Genomic DNA, 14925 nt, shown 5'->3' on the forward strand with positions numbered 1-14925 from the left:
CGGTCCGGCCGGTCCGGCTTGCCCGCGACCCGTGCGCGCTCAGTACGTATGTCCCACGTGCGCGAGTGCCTGCTTCAGCAGTACCCCCTGCCCGCCGGGCATTTCGCTCTGCACGGCTTGGGAGGCAGCCTCCTGAGGACTGAACCAGACCAGGTCGAGCGCGTCCTGACGCGGGCGGCAGTCACCGCTCACCGGCACGATGTAGGCCAAGGACACCGCGTGCTGGCGCGGGTCGTGGTACGAGGTGACGCCCGCTGTGGGGAAGTACTCCGCGACCGTGAACGGCTGGAGGGAGGCGGGAACGCGGGGCAGGGCCACCGGCCCGAGGTCCTTCTCCAGGTGGCGCAGCAGCGCGTCACGGACCCGCTCGTGGTGCAGGACCCGGCCGGACACCAGGGTCCGGCTGACCGTTCCGTCCGGACCGATGCGCAGCAGCAGTCCGATGCTGGTGACCTCGCCGCTGTCGTCCACGCGTACGGGCACGGCCTCCACGTACAGAATCGGCATCCGGGCCCGGGCCGTTTCCAGCTCGTCGGTGGTCAGCCAGCCGGGCGTGGTCTCGGTCGTGTCAGACATTGTTTGAGCATACTTTCCGGGTGGGGTGCTCGCAGGAATGCGGGCCGGTTCGGATACGGGAGTTTCGGGCCGGGTGGAGTTCCCCGATCTCGCGTGTCCGCTGCGTGCGTTCGGGGGTCAGCCCGCGCACTCCGGCAAGGAGCTCTTCGGCAGTTTCACTTGGCACGTCCGGATCTTCTCAGGGCGAAGGACGACCGGCTCCGCCGGGTCGGCAATGGTGTCGACGAACGCCGGGCGGGCCCGGTGACGGGCCCGCCCCGCGGTCAGTCGTCCAGGGCGTCCAGCACCTTGCCCAGGTCCACGAACTTGAAGCCCGTGGCGGTGCGCGGGCCGTCCTCGGGGGCGTCGTGGCCGTCCTGGACCACCAGGAGGCCCCGGGGGAAGGCACGGCCGAGGGGCTGGTTCAGGGCCGCGGCCCCGTCGCACTCCTCCGAGCCGTCGAGGTCCCGCGAGCGCGCGGTGATGCGTACGCCGCCCTCGTACTCGTGGCCGTCCTTGCGCTCGCGGTCGTAGAAGGCGAACGTGTTGTCGCCCTGGCTCGACGCCATGAGGGAGCCCTCACCGTCGCCTTCGTCGACGATGGTCAGCCCCTCCACGTCCGCGGACAGGCGGCGGCCGCCGAAGCCCGGGTCGGTGCCGGGCGTGCACTCCTCGGTCTCCTCGTCGTACGTGGCCGGGACACCGTACTCGCGGACCTGGTCCACCAGCACCGGCGCCGAGGTCAGATCGGCCCGCATCCGCCCGATGCCGACGTCCTCCTGGCCGGCGTAGGAACGGCCGGTGGACCGGTCCGTCCAGGTCGCCAGACCTTACGCGGTGCGCTGGTCGTTGATCTCCTCCTGCGAGGCGGAGAAGACCGCGGGAACGGTCGGCGCGGTGACGTCGGTCAGCGGACCGCCGGGGCGGTCGCGGTCGATGCGGTAGAACCGGAGCCGGTCGTTGCCGCGGTCGGTGACGACGGCGAGATCCGCCCGGCTGCCGGACAGGCGCATCTGGTGGACCAGGTCGACGTTGTTGAACCGGCCCGGCGAGTCCTTCGGCCCCGGACCGCTCGGCGCGGGCAGCGCCTGAACCTCACGCGCGCCGAGGTCGTACACCCGCAGCCCGCCCTCCTTGGCGGTGGCGACGACCAGGCTGCGGTCGGGGTCGGCGCTGTTGCGCCAGATGGCGGGGTCGTCGGCGTTCGCGTTGCCGCGCTCCTCGTCGTCGAACAGCGTGGCGGTCTCCGCCACCGGGGTGACGGCGGGCAGCGGGCCGCTCTTGCGGCCCTGTGCCGCAGCGGGGGCGGCCGCGGGGAGGCCGGCGAGGACGGCGAGCGCTGCGGTCAGCGCGCCGGCGCCGTCCCGCGTGCGACGTGTCCCCGGCCCAGCGCCAGCACGCTCAGCCCGAACATCAGGACCCCGAGGGGCACATGGACCGACGATATGTGCGCGATGCCCAACACCACCTGCACCGAAGCGAGTACGAGGAAGCCCGACGAGTACAGGATGGGGCGGGGAGAGCCGCCGCCCGGCCGCCAGGCCAGGACCGTGGCGAGTACGTACACCATCGAGGCGCCGTACATCACGCGCGCGCCGACGCCGTGCAGCACCTCGCCGTGGGACGAGGCCAGCAGCAGTCCGGCGGTGACGGCCTGGAAGAAGATGGCCAAGGTCTGCAGGGCGATCGCGACCTGCACGAACGTGAGTCTGCGGTGGTGCGCCGTCGTCGTTGCGGCCATGAGTCGGTCCCCTCTTCTGCCTTGCGGCGATGGATCGGTAATGTCTCGCCGGTCCGACGACGTGGGCCCGCGAAATGTGAGGCCGAGCCCCCGACCTCACCATCCGGTGCGCTGTTTCGTCGAAGTGGCGACAGCGGAAACGGACGAGAAGAACCGAAGAACCAGGGAGCGTTCCACGCCATGAGCAACCCGTCCGAATCGGGGCACGACCCGTCCGAGCCGAACCTGAGCGCGCTCGTCGGCGAGCGGCGGCATCTGATCAACCTCGCCTACCGGCTGCTCGGTTCGCTGAGCGAGGCCGAGGACGCCGTACAGGAGACCTACACGCGCTGGTACGCGATGTCACGCGAACGGCAGGAGGCCATCGAGGCGCCCGGCGCATGGCTGACGACGGTGGCCACCCGCATCTGCCTGGACCAGCTCGGCTCGGCCCGGGCACGACGCGAGCGCTACGTCGGCGCGTGGATACCCGAGCCGCTGCCCGACCGTACGGAGTGGCACGGCAGGCCGGTCGGCGGCAGCGGGACCGAGCCGGCCGACCCGGCCGACCGGGTCACCCTGGACGAGTCGGTGAGCATGGCCTTCCTCGTCGTACTGGAGTCGATGACGCCGGCCGAACGCGTCGCTTTCATCCTGCACGACGTCTTCCGGTACCCCTTCGCGGAGGTCGCCGAGATCGTCGGCCGGACGCCGGCGGCCTGCCGGCAGCTGGCATCCTCGGCCCGGCGACGTATTCGCGCCGAGCGGGCTCCGGCGGCCGCGACGGGTGAACAGGCCGCTCTCGTGCGGAATTTCAAAGAGGCGTGGGAGGCGAAGGACATCGAGGCCCTCGTCGACCTCCTCGACCCCGATGCCACGATGATCGCCGACGGCGGCGGACTGGTCGGCACCGCCCTGCGCCCGGTCGAGGGCAGCGAGCGCATCGCCGAGTACCTGATCCACATCGCCGCCAAGGCCCCCGGGCTGACGCTGCTGGAGCGGACGGTCAACGGCCGGCCCGGCCTCGTGGCCCAGCACACCGGCGTCACCGTCACCGTGGCGGCGTTCGACCTCACCGACGGCCGCGTCACTCGTATCTGGGCGGTCCGCAACCCGGAAAAACTCCGGCCGTGGACGGGGAGCCGGGGCCCCCGCGGCGCGTAGGTCCGGTCCCACGGGAACTTGCACTTGCCTACGGCCGCCCGGAGCCCGCACGGGCGCTCACGGGCGCTCACGGTCACGAAATGTCCGGCTCAACCCTGCTCCCGGACTCCCCACGGGGAGCCGTACGCGGTCAGCAGGTCCAGGAACGGGCGCGGCGGAAGAGCCTCCGGGCCGAGCACGCCGGCGCCCTTCCACACCCCGCTCGCCATGAGTTCGAGCGCCACGACCGGGTTGACCGCGGTCTGCCACACCACGGCCTGGGAACCGTACTCGCGCATCGACCACTGGTTGTCCACCACGTGGTACAGGTACACCTCGCGCGGCCTGCCGTCCTTGGTGCCCTTCACCCACGTGCCCGCGCAGGTCTTGCCGGCCATGCGCTCGCCCAGCGTGGCCGGGTCGGGCAGGCACGCGGCGACCACGTCGCGCGGGGAGACCCGCGCCGGGGCGCCGTCCGCGCCGCGCACCGTGACCGGTTCGGTCGAGTCCAGGCCCAGCGCGTGCAGGGTCTTCAACTTGGCGATGAAGTCCTCGCCCAGTCCGTACTTGAAGGTGACCCGCCGCGCTTCCACCCGGCGCGGGACCAGCAGCACCTCCTCGTGTTCGACGTTGACGCATTCGACCGCGCCGATGCCCTCGGGGAAGTCGAACACCTCCGGCTCGCTGAACGGTTCGGTGGTGAACCAGCCGCGGTCCCGCTCGTAGACCACCGGCGGGTTCAGGCACTCCTCGATCGTCGTCCAGATGTTGAACGACGGGGCGAAGTCGTAGCCCTCGACGGTCAGGTTCGCCCCGTCGCGGATGCCGATCTCCTCGATCTCGTCGAACAGCTCGTCGGCCGCGTACCGGGCGAAGACGTCCGACAGACCGGGTTCCACGCCCATGCCGACCAGCGCCAGACGGCCCGACTTCTCCCACGCCTCGGCCCGCGCGAACTGCTCGTCGCCGAGCTTGACGCCGCACTCCGCATACGGCCGGCCGGGGTGCGGCCGGGACAGCGACATCGCCATGTCCACGTAGTGGCTGTCCGCCGCGAGGGCCGCCTCGAACAGCGGCATCACGAACCGCGGATCGGTGGCGTTCAGGAGTACGTCGCACCGCTCCTCGGCGAGGAGCGCGGCCACCGCCGCCTCGTCGGAGGCGTCGATGCGGCGCGCGACGAACCGGCCGGCGCCTGCGCCGACCGCCGCCACGGCCGCCTCGGCGCGGGCGAGGTCGTAGTCGGCCACCACGAAGTGGTCGAAGAAGTCCCTGCGGGCCGCGATCCGGGTGATCGCGGTACCGACGCCACCGGCGCCCACAAGCAGAACACGCATGACGAAACCCTCTCTCGGTGAGGTTCGCGCAGCTCCGCGCCTCATGGGAGGGATGAAAGCCGGGCCGGCAAGATAAGGTCAATGGTGTTGGCATAAGGGCATGAGGCCCCCGTACGGCCGCCGGTCCGGCAGCGACCGTACGTCCGCGGCAGAGGAAGGCGCTCGATGGCGAAACAGGTGGTCCCCGAGGACGCCCGCAGGCGGCGACGTCCCACCCGGCAGGGCACCGTCCTGTCCGAACGGCTGATCGTCGACACCGCCCTGCGCATGCTGCGCGAACACGGCAGCGCCGGGCTGTCCGCCCGCCGGCTGGGCGCCGCCCTCGGCGCCGACCCCAGCACCCTCTACCGGTACTTCGACGGCATGGACGGCCTCACGCTCGCCATCGGCGAGGAGCTGATCGGCCGGGCCCTCGACGGCTGGGAAGCCGCCGGGGAGTGGCGCCGTGACCTGCGGGAACTCGGTCTGCGCATCCACGGCGCCTACCTCGCCCACCCGCAGGCCGCCGTACTGACCGCCGGCCGCGTGACGGGCCGCCCCCGCGAGATCGCCGCCGACGAGGCCGTCCTCGGCATCCTGCGCACCGCCGGCTTTCCCGATCCGGAGGCGGTCCTGATCTACCACGCCTTCATCGACCAGAGCCTGGCGTTCGCGGCCCTCGACGCCGGCGCCCTCGCCCTGACCGAAAGCTCCCGGACCTCCGACGAGCAGCAGTGGGAATCCACGTACGCCCAGCTGCCGGCCGAGCAGTACCCGCACATCGCGGCCACCCGGCGGCTGCTCGCCGCCCGGATGAACCACAGCGCCTACCCGGTCGCCCTGGACATGCTCCTCGCAAGCGCAGAGGCCAGGCTCCGGACGCTGCGAACCCGCTGAGGACCCGGCACGACTCGGCGCCGCGGCCCCCGGGCGGCGCGTCGAGGTGCGCGGCGTTTGGCCGCTGGCGAGACTGGACCCATGACGACAAAGGCGGTACTCGAGGGCGGGCCGGAAGACCTGCCGGAGCGGGTCGTACCGGTCAGCGCGCCGGGCGAGGACCTGAAGATCGCGCATCGCGGCGGATACGAACACTTCAAAACCACGTCGCGGTTCCATGACGGCCCGGAAGGCCGGCTCCCCGTCTACGAGTGGTGGGAGCGCACGGAAATCGCCGAGTAGCCCCCCGCGACCGGCATGGACACGTTGCTCGAAGAGGCGCACCGGCTGCTGCCCGGCATCATCGACGTGCGCCGCACCCTCCACCGGGAACCGGAACTCGGCCTGCACCTGCCGCTCACCCAACAGACCGTCCTCGAGGCACTGACGAGCCTGCCCCTGCGCATCACCGCGGGGGAGCGGCTCAGCTCGGTGGTCGCCACCCTCGACGGCGCGCAACCCGGCCGGACCATTCTGCTGCGCGCCGACATGGACGCCCTGCCCCAACAGGAGTCCACCGGCCTGGACTACGCCTCCCGGATCCCCAGCGCGATGCACGCCTGCGGCCACGACCTGCACACCGCCATGCTCATCGGCGCCGCCCGCCTCCTCTGCGCCCGCCGCGGGCAGATCCGCGGGCACGTGGTGTTCATGTTCCAGCCCGCTGAGGAACGGGGTGGCGGCGCCCCGTACATGATCGAGGAAGGCGTCCTGGACACCCAGGACGGCCGCGGCGTGGACGCGGCGTTCGCGCTCCACGTGATGACCCGCTTCGAGACCGGCACCGTGCACCTGCGGCCGGGCCCGATGTTCGCCGCGTCCGACCTGATCCAGATCACCGTACGAGGCCGCGGCGGACACGCCTCGGCACCGCACCTCGCCCTCGACCCGGTCCCCGTCGCGTGCGAAATCGTCCAAGCCCTCCAGACGGCCGTGACGCGCACGGTCAACGTCTTCGACCCGGCGGTGGTCACCATCACCCGCATCCAGGCCGGCACGACCACCAACATCATCCCCGAGACCGCGGAACTGTACGGCACCTGCCGCACGTTGACGTCCGGGTCAGGTCTGCGGATGCGCGCCGTGATCGAGCGGGTGGCTCGTCACGTAGCCGCTGCGCACGGTGCCGCAGCGGACATCGGTCCGGCCCGGGGCTACCCCCCTGTGCACAACGACCCGGCCTTCACCAGCACGGTCCGCGAGGCCGCGACCGACCTCATGGGCACCGGCCCGGTGCGGCACTTGACCGACCCCGTCATGGCCTCCGAAGACTTCTCCTACGTCCTCGAACGCGTCCCGGGGGCCATGGCCCTGCTCGGAGCCCGCCCACCCGCGATCCCGGCCGACGGCGCCCCGGACTGCCATTCCAACCGCGTCGTGTTCGACGAGAACGCCATGGCCACCGGTATGGCCCTCCATACGGCCGTGGCGCTGCGGTACCTCGCGGGCTGACCGTGCCCGTGCCTCCTGCTCGAAGCTTCCTACTCGAAGGGCACATTGATGCAGGCGAGCCGCGCCCCGGCCGTGCCCGCCGTACCGGGGTCCGTGTGGGTGGCGTGCTCGTGGATCACCACGGAGCGGGCCTGACCGCCGCGGTACCGCCAAGTTGTGGTGGACGCCGAGGAGCCGTCGCCCTGGCCGTTGGTGGTGATGTCGAGCCACGTCTCGTTGCGGGGATTGGCGTACGCGGGGTTCGTCGAGGGCTGCTTGGGGTCCACGGTGTTCTGGTAGTGCGGCCCGGAGTCGTTGGGCTTGCTGCCGCAGGGCTTCTGGTGTACGTGGGCGCCGAACGTCCGGTTCGCCGCCACGCCGTGGAGCCGCAGCTCCACGTGGGTGCCGTCGCCCTCGACCCGCTCGGTGACAGTGACCTTGCTGCCGGCCGGCACCGCTTTGGTGTCGAAGGTGACCGCCTGGTGCGTGGGCCGGCCGTCTGCTGCCCGGAACGACTCCTCCACCGTCACGTCCTGGCCGGCGACCATGCCCAGGGGCAGGACGACAGCCAGGGAGGCCGTGAGCGCTGAAACGAGCAAGGACATCTTCCGCTCCTCTTCACCACGGGTTCTCGCTGGGGCTCCCCCCATCCATCGCCCGCGTTCCAGCCATGTGCGTGCCGGATCACCAAGCGCTACACGGCCCGGCTCTCAAGACCGTCCGGATGTGTCGGCCAGCGCTTCCTGGAACCATGTTCGCGCACCTCGCAGCCTTACGCAGGGCGCCTCCAGGGTGTCGGCCTGCTTTTGCCTGATCAGCCCCCTGATCCGACTGCGCGGCGAGGGTGGTTGCGGTCACCACCGAGTTCCTGATCGAACTCGCCGCCCGGGACGGCCTGTGCATCACCACCGGCACCACCACCGCGGTGCCCCCGCCGTGCGGGCCGGGAACGCGTCCAGCCGCCGACGCCGTCTCCGACGCGGCGTTCCGCCGGCAGGTCATCCGCGCCTGGTCCATGCAGGACTTCCCGGCCGACGGGAACGGCCACGACCACTTCTTCGCGACCTTCGACAAGTTCATCGAGGCGACCCGGCGGCACCCCGGCCGGATGCTCGCCGAGGTCGCCACACACGGCTGCCCGGCAGAACCAGTTCTACCTGGAGACCGTGATCTCCCCGGCCTCCGGGCCGGCCCGTGACCTCGCCGACCGGGTCGGCTACGACGCCGACCTCGACCGGATGCACGACAAGCTCCTCGCCGACGGCGGCCTGGACGCGGTCGTCCGGCAGGCCCGCGCCGAAGCCGACGCCACCGACACCGAGTTCCGCACCGCCGCGCACTGCGACACCCCGCGTCCCGATGCGGCGTGCTCCCTCCCGTACCGCTGGATCTCCCAAGGCGCCCGCCTCGGCACTCCGGAGCGGGTGTTCACCCAGATGGCGCTCGGCATGCGGCTGGCCGAGCGCGACCCGCGCTTCGTCGCCGTCAACCTGGTGCAGCCGGAGGACGGCGAAGTCGCCCTGCGCGACTACCGCCTGCACATGCGGATGCTGAACTACCTCAAGACCCAGTACCCGAAGGCGCACATCACCCTGCACGCGGGCGAGCTGGTGCCCGGCCTGGTGAAGCCGGAGGACCTCACCTTCCACATCAGGGACGCCGCCCAGACCGGCCGCGCCGAGCGGATCGGGCACGGCGTGTCCGTCCTGCACGAGGACCGCTGGGAATCCCTCATGCGCTACATGGCCGAGCAGCGGATCGCGGTCGAGGTCCCCTTCCACAGCAACGAGCAGATCCTGCGGGTCTCGGGCGTCACTCGTTCCTGCCCGGCCGCGGCCTGTGGAACCGTGACGTCCGCACCGGCTACCGGCCCACCGGGCCGTGTGCCGGCGAGCACCAGGGCGCCGAGCGCCCGGGCGTGCGGTGCGCGAACTTCCTGGCCGCCAGCCCCAAGGCGCAGGCCGAGTGGCGCCAGGAGGCGGCCTTCCACCGCTTCGAGGCGGCCCACGCCCGGGACACCCGCCCCGGCTCCCCCTGACCCCGGTGGCCGAGTCCCCGGCCCCAAGCGGTGGAGGACCGGCCAATCGGACCAGCGGCGCCGTGCTCACGGCCGTACTGGTTACGAGAGGATCCGGACGGAGGCGGCGCTGGGGAACCTGGCCGGTCGCGACCCTGCCGCCTTGGCCCACGCACAGGACGTCCAAGGCCATGTCGCCTACTTGCTCTGCAGCTTCCCCAGGGGGTCGGGGGCGTTCTCCAGGGCGGCGGCCGCCGCCTTCCAGCCGGTGTCCTCGCCGTGGAGGACACTGCGGAGGAACGCCGTGGTGAGCTGCTGGACCAGGGCGACGCGGGCGGGACTCTCGTCCGTCGTCTCGGCGACCTCGTACCCGGGGATGCCGCCGAGCGAGTGCTCTGCCCCGAAGACCGTGAGCAGGCTCTTGTCGCCCGGGCTGTAGGTGTAGGGGTCGGTGAACCAGTCCGGTCCGCGCGTCGACAGCATGGACTGGTCCTTGTCCCCGGCGACGATGAGGGCCGGCGGGGTCATGGTGTCGAACGACGGCCTCATGAAGGGGAGGTTCTCCACGGCGAAGGGGGTCAGGTCGTCGCCCAGGCCGGTCAGGGCGAGCAGCACACCCGTCTTGACCCGGGGGTCGGACATGTCCTCGCCCGGAACTCCGTCGGAGTCGAGGACGCGCGCTCCCAGCAGCGCGCTCGCCGTCTGGGCTCCCCAGGAGTGGCCGGCGACGGCGATGCGGCTGCGGTCGATCCGCCCGCCGAGGCCCGGCACGGAGGCTTCCAGTACGTCGAGCTCGTCCAGTACGCGGGTGAGGTCCTCGATCCGGATGCGCCAGATCCGCGGCGTACGAGGGTCCTCGTGCGGGATGCCGAGCGTCCGGGAGTCGAGGTGGGTGGGCTGGATGACCACGAAGCCGTGGGCGGCCCAGAAGTCCGCGAGCGGCGCGTAGCCGTTCAGCGACCAGCCGAAGCCGTGCGAGAAGACGATGACGGGCAGATCGCCGCCGGACGCCGGGGCGGACACGCGGACTTGGAGGTCCTCGCCGCGGTCCGGGGCGGGCAGGACGATCGGCTTTGCCGAGACCACCGTGGGCAGCGCGTGCGCCGGCTTCTGCGCGTACGTGGTGTTCGCGTCGGACATGGAGGTGCCTTCCGTTGAGGTTCTTCGCACTGGTGGTTCGGCGGCCCGGCGGGGCGCGATGGCAGGGGACGGCGTGGGCGTAGGCCCTCCGGTCTGCCATCCCGACCGAACCGGAACCTTGCTCCGTTAACGATATGGAGCGCTGTTCCGCTTTGCAAGGTCCGGGCATGGAAGGAATGCCGCGGCGGATGACGGCCGACGGGTGCGGGGACGCGGTCGGACCGGGGCGAAAGGACGCGCGGCGCGATCGGCGAACTCCCCTGGACGAGCAGGTGGCGCAGCTCTAGACCGTGGGCTCCGTCGGCATCGGGTCTGCCTCGGCAACGCCGCCCAGTGCGCCCAGTTCCGCGGCCGCCTCTGACCGGCGGGGGCTGTTGAGACCGGCGAGGCCGTCGTGGGCGGCGAGCAGGACCCGCCGGGCTTCGCCGCCGCGGGCCAGTCCGCGCAGGAGGATCCCGAGGTCGAGGCGGACTGGTTCGCTCCAGGCGGGCATGTGCGCGGACTGGAAGTGGGCCAGGGCCTGCCGGAGGGGCGCCTCTGCCTCGTCGAGCCGGCCAAGTGCCGCAAGGTCGTTGCCGATCTGGTGGCGGGCACTGGCCAGGTAGAGCTCGGCGAGCTCGGGCTGCCGGCCCGGTACCCCGGCGAGGCAGACCGCCTCGATGCGCCGGTGGATCGCCAGGGCCTCCTCGGGTCGACCGTAGTGCCGCAGGTTGTGGCCCAGCGTGTTCAGTACGGTCAGTTCGGCGAGGCGTGCCTGGTCGGAGCTCTCGGAGTGCAGGAGCGAAGCCGCCTCGCGGAGCCGGTCGAGGGACTCCTCCCGGCGGCCGATGCGGTGCAGCGCCCCCGCTCCGTAGCCCAGTGCCCAGCCGGTCTGGAGCCCGTCTCCGATCTCGCGCGCCGCCTCGAGCGCCGCGTCCGCGGTGGCGAGGGCGCCTTGGTGGTCGTGCAGGCAGAGGCTGCGGGCCCAGGCGAGGTAGTTGAGCTGGACGGCTTCGTCCTGCCTGCTGCCCAGGGCGCGGGCCGCGTCGACGCCGTGGCGGAACACCTGCGCCCATTCCTCCCAGTGCTGGGTCAGGTCGGAGAACCAGTGCATGGCCTGCGCCGCGTCGATGACGTCCCGGTGCCGTCCGGTCTCCGCGGCCCGGCGCAGTGCGGCGAGCCACTCGTCCCGCTCGGACTCCAACCACGCACGGGCAGCGTCGCGATCGGCGGGGGCGCTCGCGGGATCGGGATCGGCGCAGGGCGCTTCGTCGGGGTGGTCCGCATCGAAGCGGTGGGCCGCCGCGGTGGCCCGGCGGAGCATCCATGCGGCGGCGCGGTCCCGGGCCGCCTCGCAGACCCTGGGCTCGTCCTCCGCGGCCAGCCGCTCGGCGGCGAACAGCTTGAGCAGGTCATGGAACCGGTAGCGTTCGGCGGCCGGTTCGGGTTGGAGGAGCCCGGCGTCGACGAGTTCCTCCGCACATGCCGCCGCCCGGCCCGTCGGCATTCCGGCGAGCAGGCCCGCCGCTTCGGGGCCGAATCCCGGGCCGGAGGCCAGGGCGGCACGCCGGAACAGCTTCCTGGCGGCCGGGGGCAGCCGCTCGTACGACAGGGCGAACGCGGCCCGTATCTCCAGGCCCCCGGCCCGAAGCCCGTCCAGTCGGCGGCCCGTGGCGGCGAGTTGGGCGGTCAGCTTCGCGAGGCGTTCGCCCGGGCGGGCGGCCAGGCGCTGACCGGCGATGCGGACGGCCAGGGGCAGGTGCCCGCAGAGGTCCGCGAGGTCACGGGCTGCCTGCGCCTCCTCGCGTACGCGCTCGGGGCCGAGGATCCGCGTCAGCAGTTCCACCGCCTCCTCGCGGCGCAGCGGGGTCAGGTGCGTACGGTGCACTGCTGCGAGACCGGCCAGGCTGTGGCGGCTGGTGATCAGGGTCAGCGAGGAACCGGTGCCGGGGAGCAGGGGGCCAACCTGTTCCTCGTCCGCCGCGTTGTCCAGCAGAAGCAGCACGTGTTTGTCGCCGAGCACGGACCGCAGCAGCCCGGCCCGGTCGTCCGTACCGGCCGGAATCGCCTGCTCGGCGACGCCGAGCGCCCGCAGCAGCCGGGCGAGCGCGTCCCGGGGTGTGACCGGTTCCGGGTCCATCCCGCGCAGGTCGAGGGCGTACTGCCCGTCCGGGAAGTACGGGGCTAACCGGTGGGCGGCGTGCACGGCGAAGGAGGTCTTGCCGAGCCCGGGTTGCCCCGAGATGACGCTCACCGCGGGGTGGGCGGGATCGATGTCACGGGCGAGGGCGCGCAGGGCGTCCAGGGCGGGGCCGCGGGCGGTGAAGTCGCCGAGGTCGCGGGGGAGGGCCAAAGTGTGCTGGGCCAGGAGGCGTTGAGCCGGGGGCTGGTGAGCCTCGGGATCGTGGGCCGGGGGATGGTGGGCCGCCGCTCCGGACGCCGACCGCGATGCGGTCCGCGGAGCGCGGGTACGGGGGCGGGGCCGGCCGGGGCGGGCCGCCTCCTCCAGCGCGGAGGCAGCGGTGGGGTCGAGGCCGAGCCCGTCCGCCAAGGCCTGCACGGTGCGCCGCTGCGGCCCTCGGGTCCGCCCGCGTTCCAGGTCCGAGAGGGCGCGGACGCTCACGCCCGAGGTGTGCGCCAACTCCTCCTGGCTGAGCCCGGCTTGTCGGCGCAGCCCCAGCAGCAGCCGCGCGAAGTCCCCGCTGCCCGGCCCTCCGTCCGGAGTGCGCATCGTGTCCTCGGCCATGGCTCGGGGTCCCCCGGTCGGTGTGGCGCAGCCTGACGAGCTGCTTCCCGGCAGAAGTATGCCAATCGGTAATCCTGCAGGTGAAACCGCCTGGAACGGGCCTGTTCTTCGTGTTCGACTCGTTCCGGTCCGGGGTGGTTTCCCCGGACGGGGGACCGGGGGCGGGCCCGTCGGGTGTCCGGAGCCGGCGAGGGCCGGGGGTCAACGAACCGGTGCGGTCACCGAAGACCGCGAGCGATACGACCAAGTCGAACCATGTCGAGGGAACACACATGCCTGCTCACGAGCACCGCATCACCTCAGCCGTCCTCTCCCGGCGCCGGGTCCTGGCCGCCGGGGCGCTGACCGCGGCCGCGGTGGCCCAGAACGCCTTTGCCCCGTCCAAGGCTTCTGCGGCCGCCCCGCCGGCCATCTTCTACTCCCCGCACCAGGACGACGAGGCCATCGGCATGGCCGGATCGATCCTGGAGCACAAGGCGGCGGGCCGGCCGGTCTACCTCGTGCTGGTGAGCCGGGGCGAGAACGACCAGCTGGCCAGGCTGATGAACGTCGGCGACTGCGGTCTGAAGGGCAAGTGCGCGGCCCCCGGCCACTGGCACGACCTGAAGTGGCCCACGGACGGCGCGAGCATGATCGTGCCCGCGCGGACGGCCGAGTTCACGGCCTCGGCCAAGGCACTCGGCGTGGACAAGGTCATCAACTTCAACCTCGCCGACAGTGCCCACGGCGATGCCACGTACGGCAAGTTCGTGGACGCGGTCACGTCGAAGGTCAGGTCGCTGGCCAAGAAGTACCCCGGCGCCTCGCACAAGTTCTCGGCGGGCTGGCTGGACGTGACGGCCACCCACAAGGCGTGCAGTGACGCGGCCTACCGCCTGATGAACGACGGGACCATCAGCGACGTGCGCTTCAACCACATCTATGCGTACGACCGTCCGTACGGGGAGCGCGCCGACGGTGCCTCCCACGTGCTGCAGATCCCCGCCTCGCACATGACGCGCAAGAAGAATTCGATCTACTGCTACAACACCTGGGACCCGGACCGGAACCTCTACGCCCTCGGCTACCACAGCGCCTACGAGAAGCTGGAGGCGGCGCACGGCGACCCCCGCGAGTTCGTGTACACCCTCCCGTCCGGCTACCGCCCCGGCAAGATGTGACCGGGCCGCCGGTTCGTTCCCCGGCCGGCGGTGCCGAATGGCCTGCTATCGGGAGAAGTAGGCCTTGACGCTGACGGCGGGACCACCTGAGAACTTCTGCACGGCTGCCTTGGCATCCCCCGACACAGTGACAGAAGAGGTGGCCCCGGCCGGAATCGTGGTCAGCCCGCCGATCGGGACGACCTCGGCCACCTGCTGGGACGCTCCGGATTTCGGCTGGTCGTAGACCAGATAGACGACGCGGACCGACACTGCGGTGGCGTTCGGGTTCTTCAGGATGACCTGGTCGAAGGCATCGAACTTGCTCATGGGCTGACCGGCTGCGTCTGCCGGTTTGGCCTCGATGGCGGAGGAACCAGCCGGAAGATCTGCCGGGACGAGTTCCTTGACGGTCACCCGGACGTCGGCGACCCGGTCGGCCTCCGCTCCGCTGAAGGCCAGGATGTCGTAGGCCCTGCCGTGTTGCACGACGAGGCCGCCCCGGTCGCTTCCGTAGGCAGTCCTGACCCGTACGTCGGGCAGATCCTTGCCCGCGGCGTCCACCGCAGTGATCGTCAGGGTCGGCACCACACCGGTGCGTCCGTCGTTGTCGATCAAGAGTGTCTGGTCTATGAACTCCCGCTCGCCGTGTGCGTGGTAGCTGAAGGACAGGGGTCTGACCGCGGGGCTCGCGGCAGGGCTCGCCCTGCCCGCTGCGGAAGCCGACGGCGCCGCTCCGGCGGCCGGGGGCGTAGCGGCACTCCTCGGACCGCACCCGGTCAGTGCGACGAGGCCGAGGACAA

General features: G+C 71.8%; 12 protein-coding genes and 2 pseudogenes. 6 read left to right on the plus strand and 8 right to left on the minus strand.

The genetic code is table 11. The annotated features are described in order from the left end of the window. Nucleotides 1-39 precede the first annotated feature (39 nt). The 3 genes and pseudogenes from AB5J51_RS36530 to AB5J51_RS36540 form a co-directional block, all read right to left on the minus strand. Complete coding sequence (locus AB5J51_RS36530) at nucleotides 40-576, minus strand: NUDIX hydrolase family protein (RefSeq protein ID WP_030299777.1); 537 nt, start codon at nucleotides 574-576, stop codon at nucleotides 40-42. Nucleotides 577-839: 263 nt separating this feature from the next. Then, nucleotides 840-1904 (minus strand): annotated as a pseudogene (locus AB5J51_RS36535) (phytase). Continuing rightward, nucleotides 1901-2296, minus strand: a complete 396-nt coding sequence (locus tag AB5J51_RS36540) for a hypothetical protein (RefSeq protein ID WP_369780373.1) — start codon at nucleotides 2294-2296, stop codon at nucleotides 1901-1903. The pseudogene AB5J51_RS36535 and the gene AB5J51_RS36540 overlap by 4 nt, the downstream one beginning before the upstream one ends. Before the next feature lie 180 nt (nucleotides 2297-2476). Between AB5J51_RS36540 and sigJ the strand changes: the two genes are divergently transcribed. Beyond that, nucleotides 2477-3439, plus strand: a complete 963-nt coding sequence (gene sigJ, locus AB5J51_RS36545; protein WP_369779683.1) for an RNA polymerase sigma factor SigJ — start codon at nucleotides 2477-2479, stop codon at nucleotides 3437-3439. Between the two features lie 89 nt (nucleotides 3440-3528). Here sigJ and AB5J51_RS36550 read toward each other — a convergent pair whose 3' ends face one another. Beyond that, complete coding sequence (locus AB5J51_RS36550; protein ID WP_369779684.1) at nucleotides 3529-4755, minus strand: saccharopine dehydrogenase family protein; 1227 nt, start codon at nucleotides 4753-4755, stop codon at nucleotides 3529-3531. Between the two features lie 165 nt (nucleotides 4756-4920). Here AB5J51_RS36550 and AB5J51_RS36555 point away from each other — a divergent pair, with 165 nt between their 5' ends. The 3 genes from AB5J51_RS36555 to AB5J51_RS36565 all read left to right on the plus strand — a co-directional run bounded on the left by AB5J51_RS36555 (nucleotide 4921) and on the right by AB5J51_RS36565 (nucleotide 7122). Then, the gene (locus AB5J51_RS36555) at nucleotides 4921-5631 is read left to right on the plus strand and encodes a TetR/AcrR family transcriptional regulator (RefSeq protein ID WP_369779685.1); all 711 of its coding nucleotides are present in this window, start codon (nucleotides 4921-4923) and stop codon (nucleotides 5629-5631) included. A gap of 81 nt (nucleotides 5632-5712) precedes the next feature. Next, nucleotides 5713-5913: a DUF5988 family protein gene (locus AB5J51_RS36560; RefSeq protein ID WP_053790501.1), complete on the plus strand. Its 201-nt coding sequence runs from the start codon at nucleotides 5713-5715 to the stop codon at nucleotides 5911-5913. Between the two features lie 15 nt (nucleotides 5914-5928). Further along, the gene (locus AB5J51_RS36565) at nucleotides 5929-7122 is read left to right on the plus strand and encodes a M20 family metallopeptidase (protein ID WP_369779686.1); all 1194 of its coding nucleotides are present in this window, start codon (nucleotides 5929-5931) and stop codon (nucleotides 7120-7122) included. 29 nt (nucleotides 7123-7151) lie between these two features. Here the strand turns inward: AB5J51_RS36565 and AB5J51_RS36570 are convergent, their stop codons facing one another. After that, the gene (locus AB5J51_RS36570) at nucleotides 7152-7706 is read right to left on the minus strand and encodes a superoxide dismutase family protein (protein WP_136223564.1); all 555 of its coding nucleotides are present in this window, start codon (nucleotides 7704-7706) and stop codon (nucleotides 7152-7154) included. Nucleotides 7707-7951: 245 nt separating this feature from the next. Here AB5J51_RS36570 and AB5J51_RS36575 point away from each other — a divergent pair. Beyond that, a pseudogene (locus AB5J51_RS36575) lies at nucleotides 7952-9139 on the plus strand (adenosine deaminase); the annotation flags it as partial. Between the two features lie 177 nt (nucleotides 9140-9316). On the opposite strand, the gene AB5J51_RS36580 reads toward AB5J51_RS36575, so the two are convergent. Next, a complete protein-coding gene (locus tag AB5J51_RS36580; RefSeq protein WP_369779687.1) occupies nucleotides 9317-10258 on the minus strand; it encodes an alpha/beta hydrolase family protein in 942 nt (313 codons plus the stop codon). 283 nt (nucleotides 10259-10541) lie between these two features. Beyond that, nucleotides 10542-12983, minus strand: a complete 2442-nt coding sequence (locus AB5J51_RS36585; RefSeq protein WP_369779688.1) for a helix-turn-helix domain-containing protein — start codon at nucleotides 12981-12983, stop codon at nucleotides 10542-10544. A 272-nt stretch (nucleotides 12984-13255) separates the two neighbouring features. Between AB5J51_RS36585 and AB5J51_RS36590 the strand changes: the two genes are divergently transcribed. Beyond that, a complete protein-coding gene (locus AB5J51_RS36590; protein WP_053787363.1) occupies nucleotides 13256-14143 on the plus strand; it encodes a PIG-L deacetylase family protein in 888 nt (295 codons plus the stop codon). Nucleotides 14144-14188: 45 nt separating this feature from the next. Here AB5J51_RS36590 and AB5J51_RS36595 read toward each other — a convergent pair whose 3' ends face one another. Further along, nucleotides 14189-14740 carry a hypothetical protein gene (locus tag AB5J51_RS36595; protein ID WP_369779689.1) on the minus strand — a complete coding sequence of 184 codons (552 nt, stop codon included), beginning with the start codon at nucleotides 14738-14740 and terminating at the stop codon, nucleotides 14189-14191. Nucleotides 14741-14925: the final 185 nt, after the last annotated feature.

The organism is Streptomyces sp. R33 (assembly GCF_041200175.1).
Classification (GTDB): Bacteria; Actinomycetota; Actinomycetes; order Streptomycetales; family Streptomycetaceae; genus Streptomyces; species Streptomyces katrae_B.

Coding starts and splice junctions, on each gene's coding strand:
- AB5J51_RS36530 (WP_030299777.1), bottom strand. CDS start 576: ATGTCTGACACGACCGAGACCACGCCCGGCTGGCTGACCACCGACGAG.
- AB5J51_RS36540 (WP_369780373.1), bottom strand. CDS start 2,296: ATGGCCGCAACGACGACGGCGCACCACCGCAGACTCACGTTCGTGCAG.
- sigJ (WP_369779683.1), top strand. CDS start 2,477: ATGAGCAACCCGTCCGAATCGGGGCACGACCCGTCCGAGCCGAACCTG.
- AB5J51_RS36550 (WP_369779684.1), bottom strand. CDS start 4,755: ATGCGTGTTCTGCTTGTGGGCGCCGGTGGCGTCGGTACCGCGATCACC.
- AB5J51_RS36555 (WP_369779685.1), top strand. CDS start 4,921: ATGGCGAAACAGGTGGTCCCCGAGGACGCCCGCAGGCGGCGACGTCCC.
- AB5J51_RS36560 (WP_053790501.1), top strand. CDS start 5,713: ATGACGACAAAGGCGGTACTCGAGGGCGGGCCGGAAGACCTGCCGGAG.
- AB5J51_RS36565 (WP_369779686.1), top strand. CDS start 5,929: ATGGACACGTTGCTCGAAGAGGCGCACCGGCTGCTGCCCGGCATCATC.
- AB5J51_RS36570 (WP_136223564.1), bottom strand. CDS start 7,706: ATGTCCTTGCTCGTTTCAGCGCTCACGGCCTCCCTGGCTGTCGTCCTG.
- AB5J51_RS36580 (WP_369779687.1), bottom strand. CDS start 10,258: ATGTCCGACGCGAACACCACGTACGCGCAGAAGCCGGCGCACGCGCTG.
- AB5J51_RS36585 (WP_369779688.1), bottom strand. CDS start 12,983: ATGGCCGAGGACACGATGCGCACTCCGGACGGAGGGCCGGGCAGCGGG.
- AB5J51_RS36590 (WP_053787363.1), top strand. CDS start 13,256: ATGCCTGCTCACGAGCACCGCATCACCTCAGCCGTCCTCTCCCGGCGC.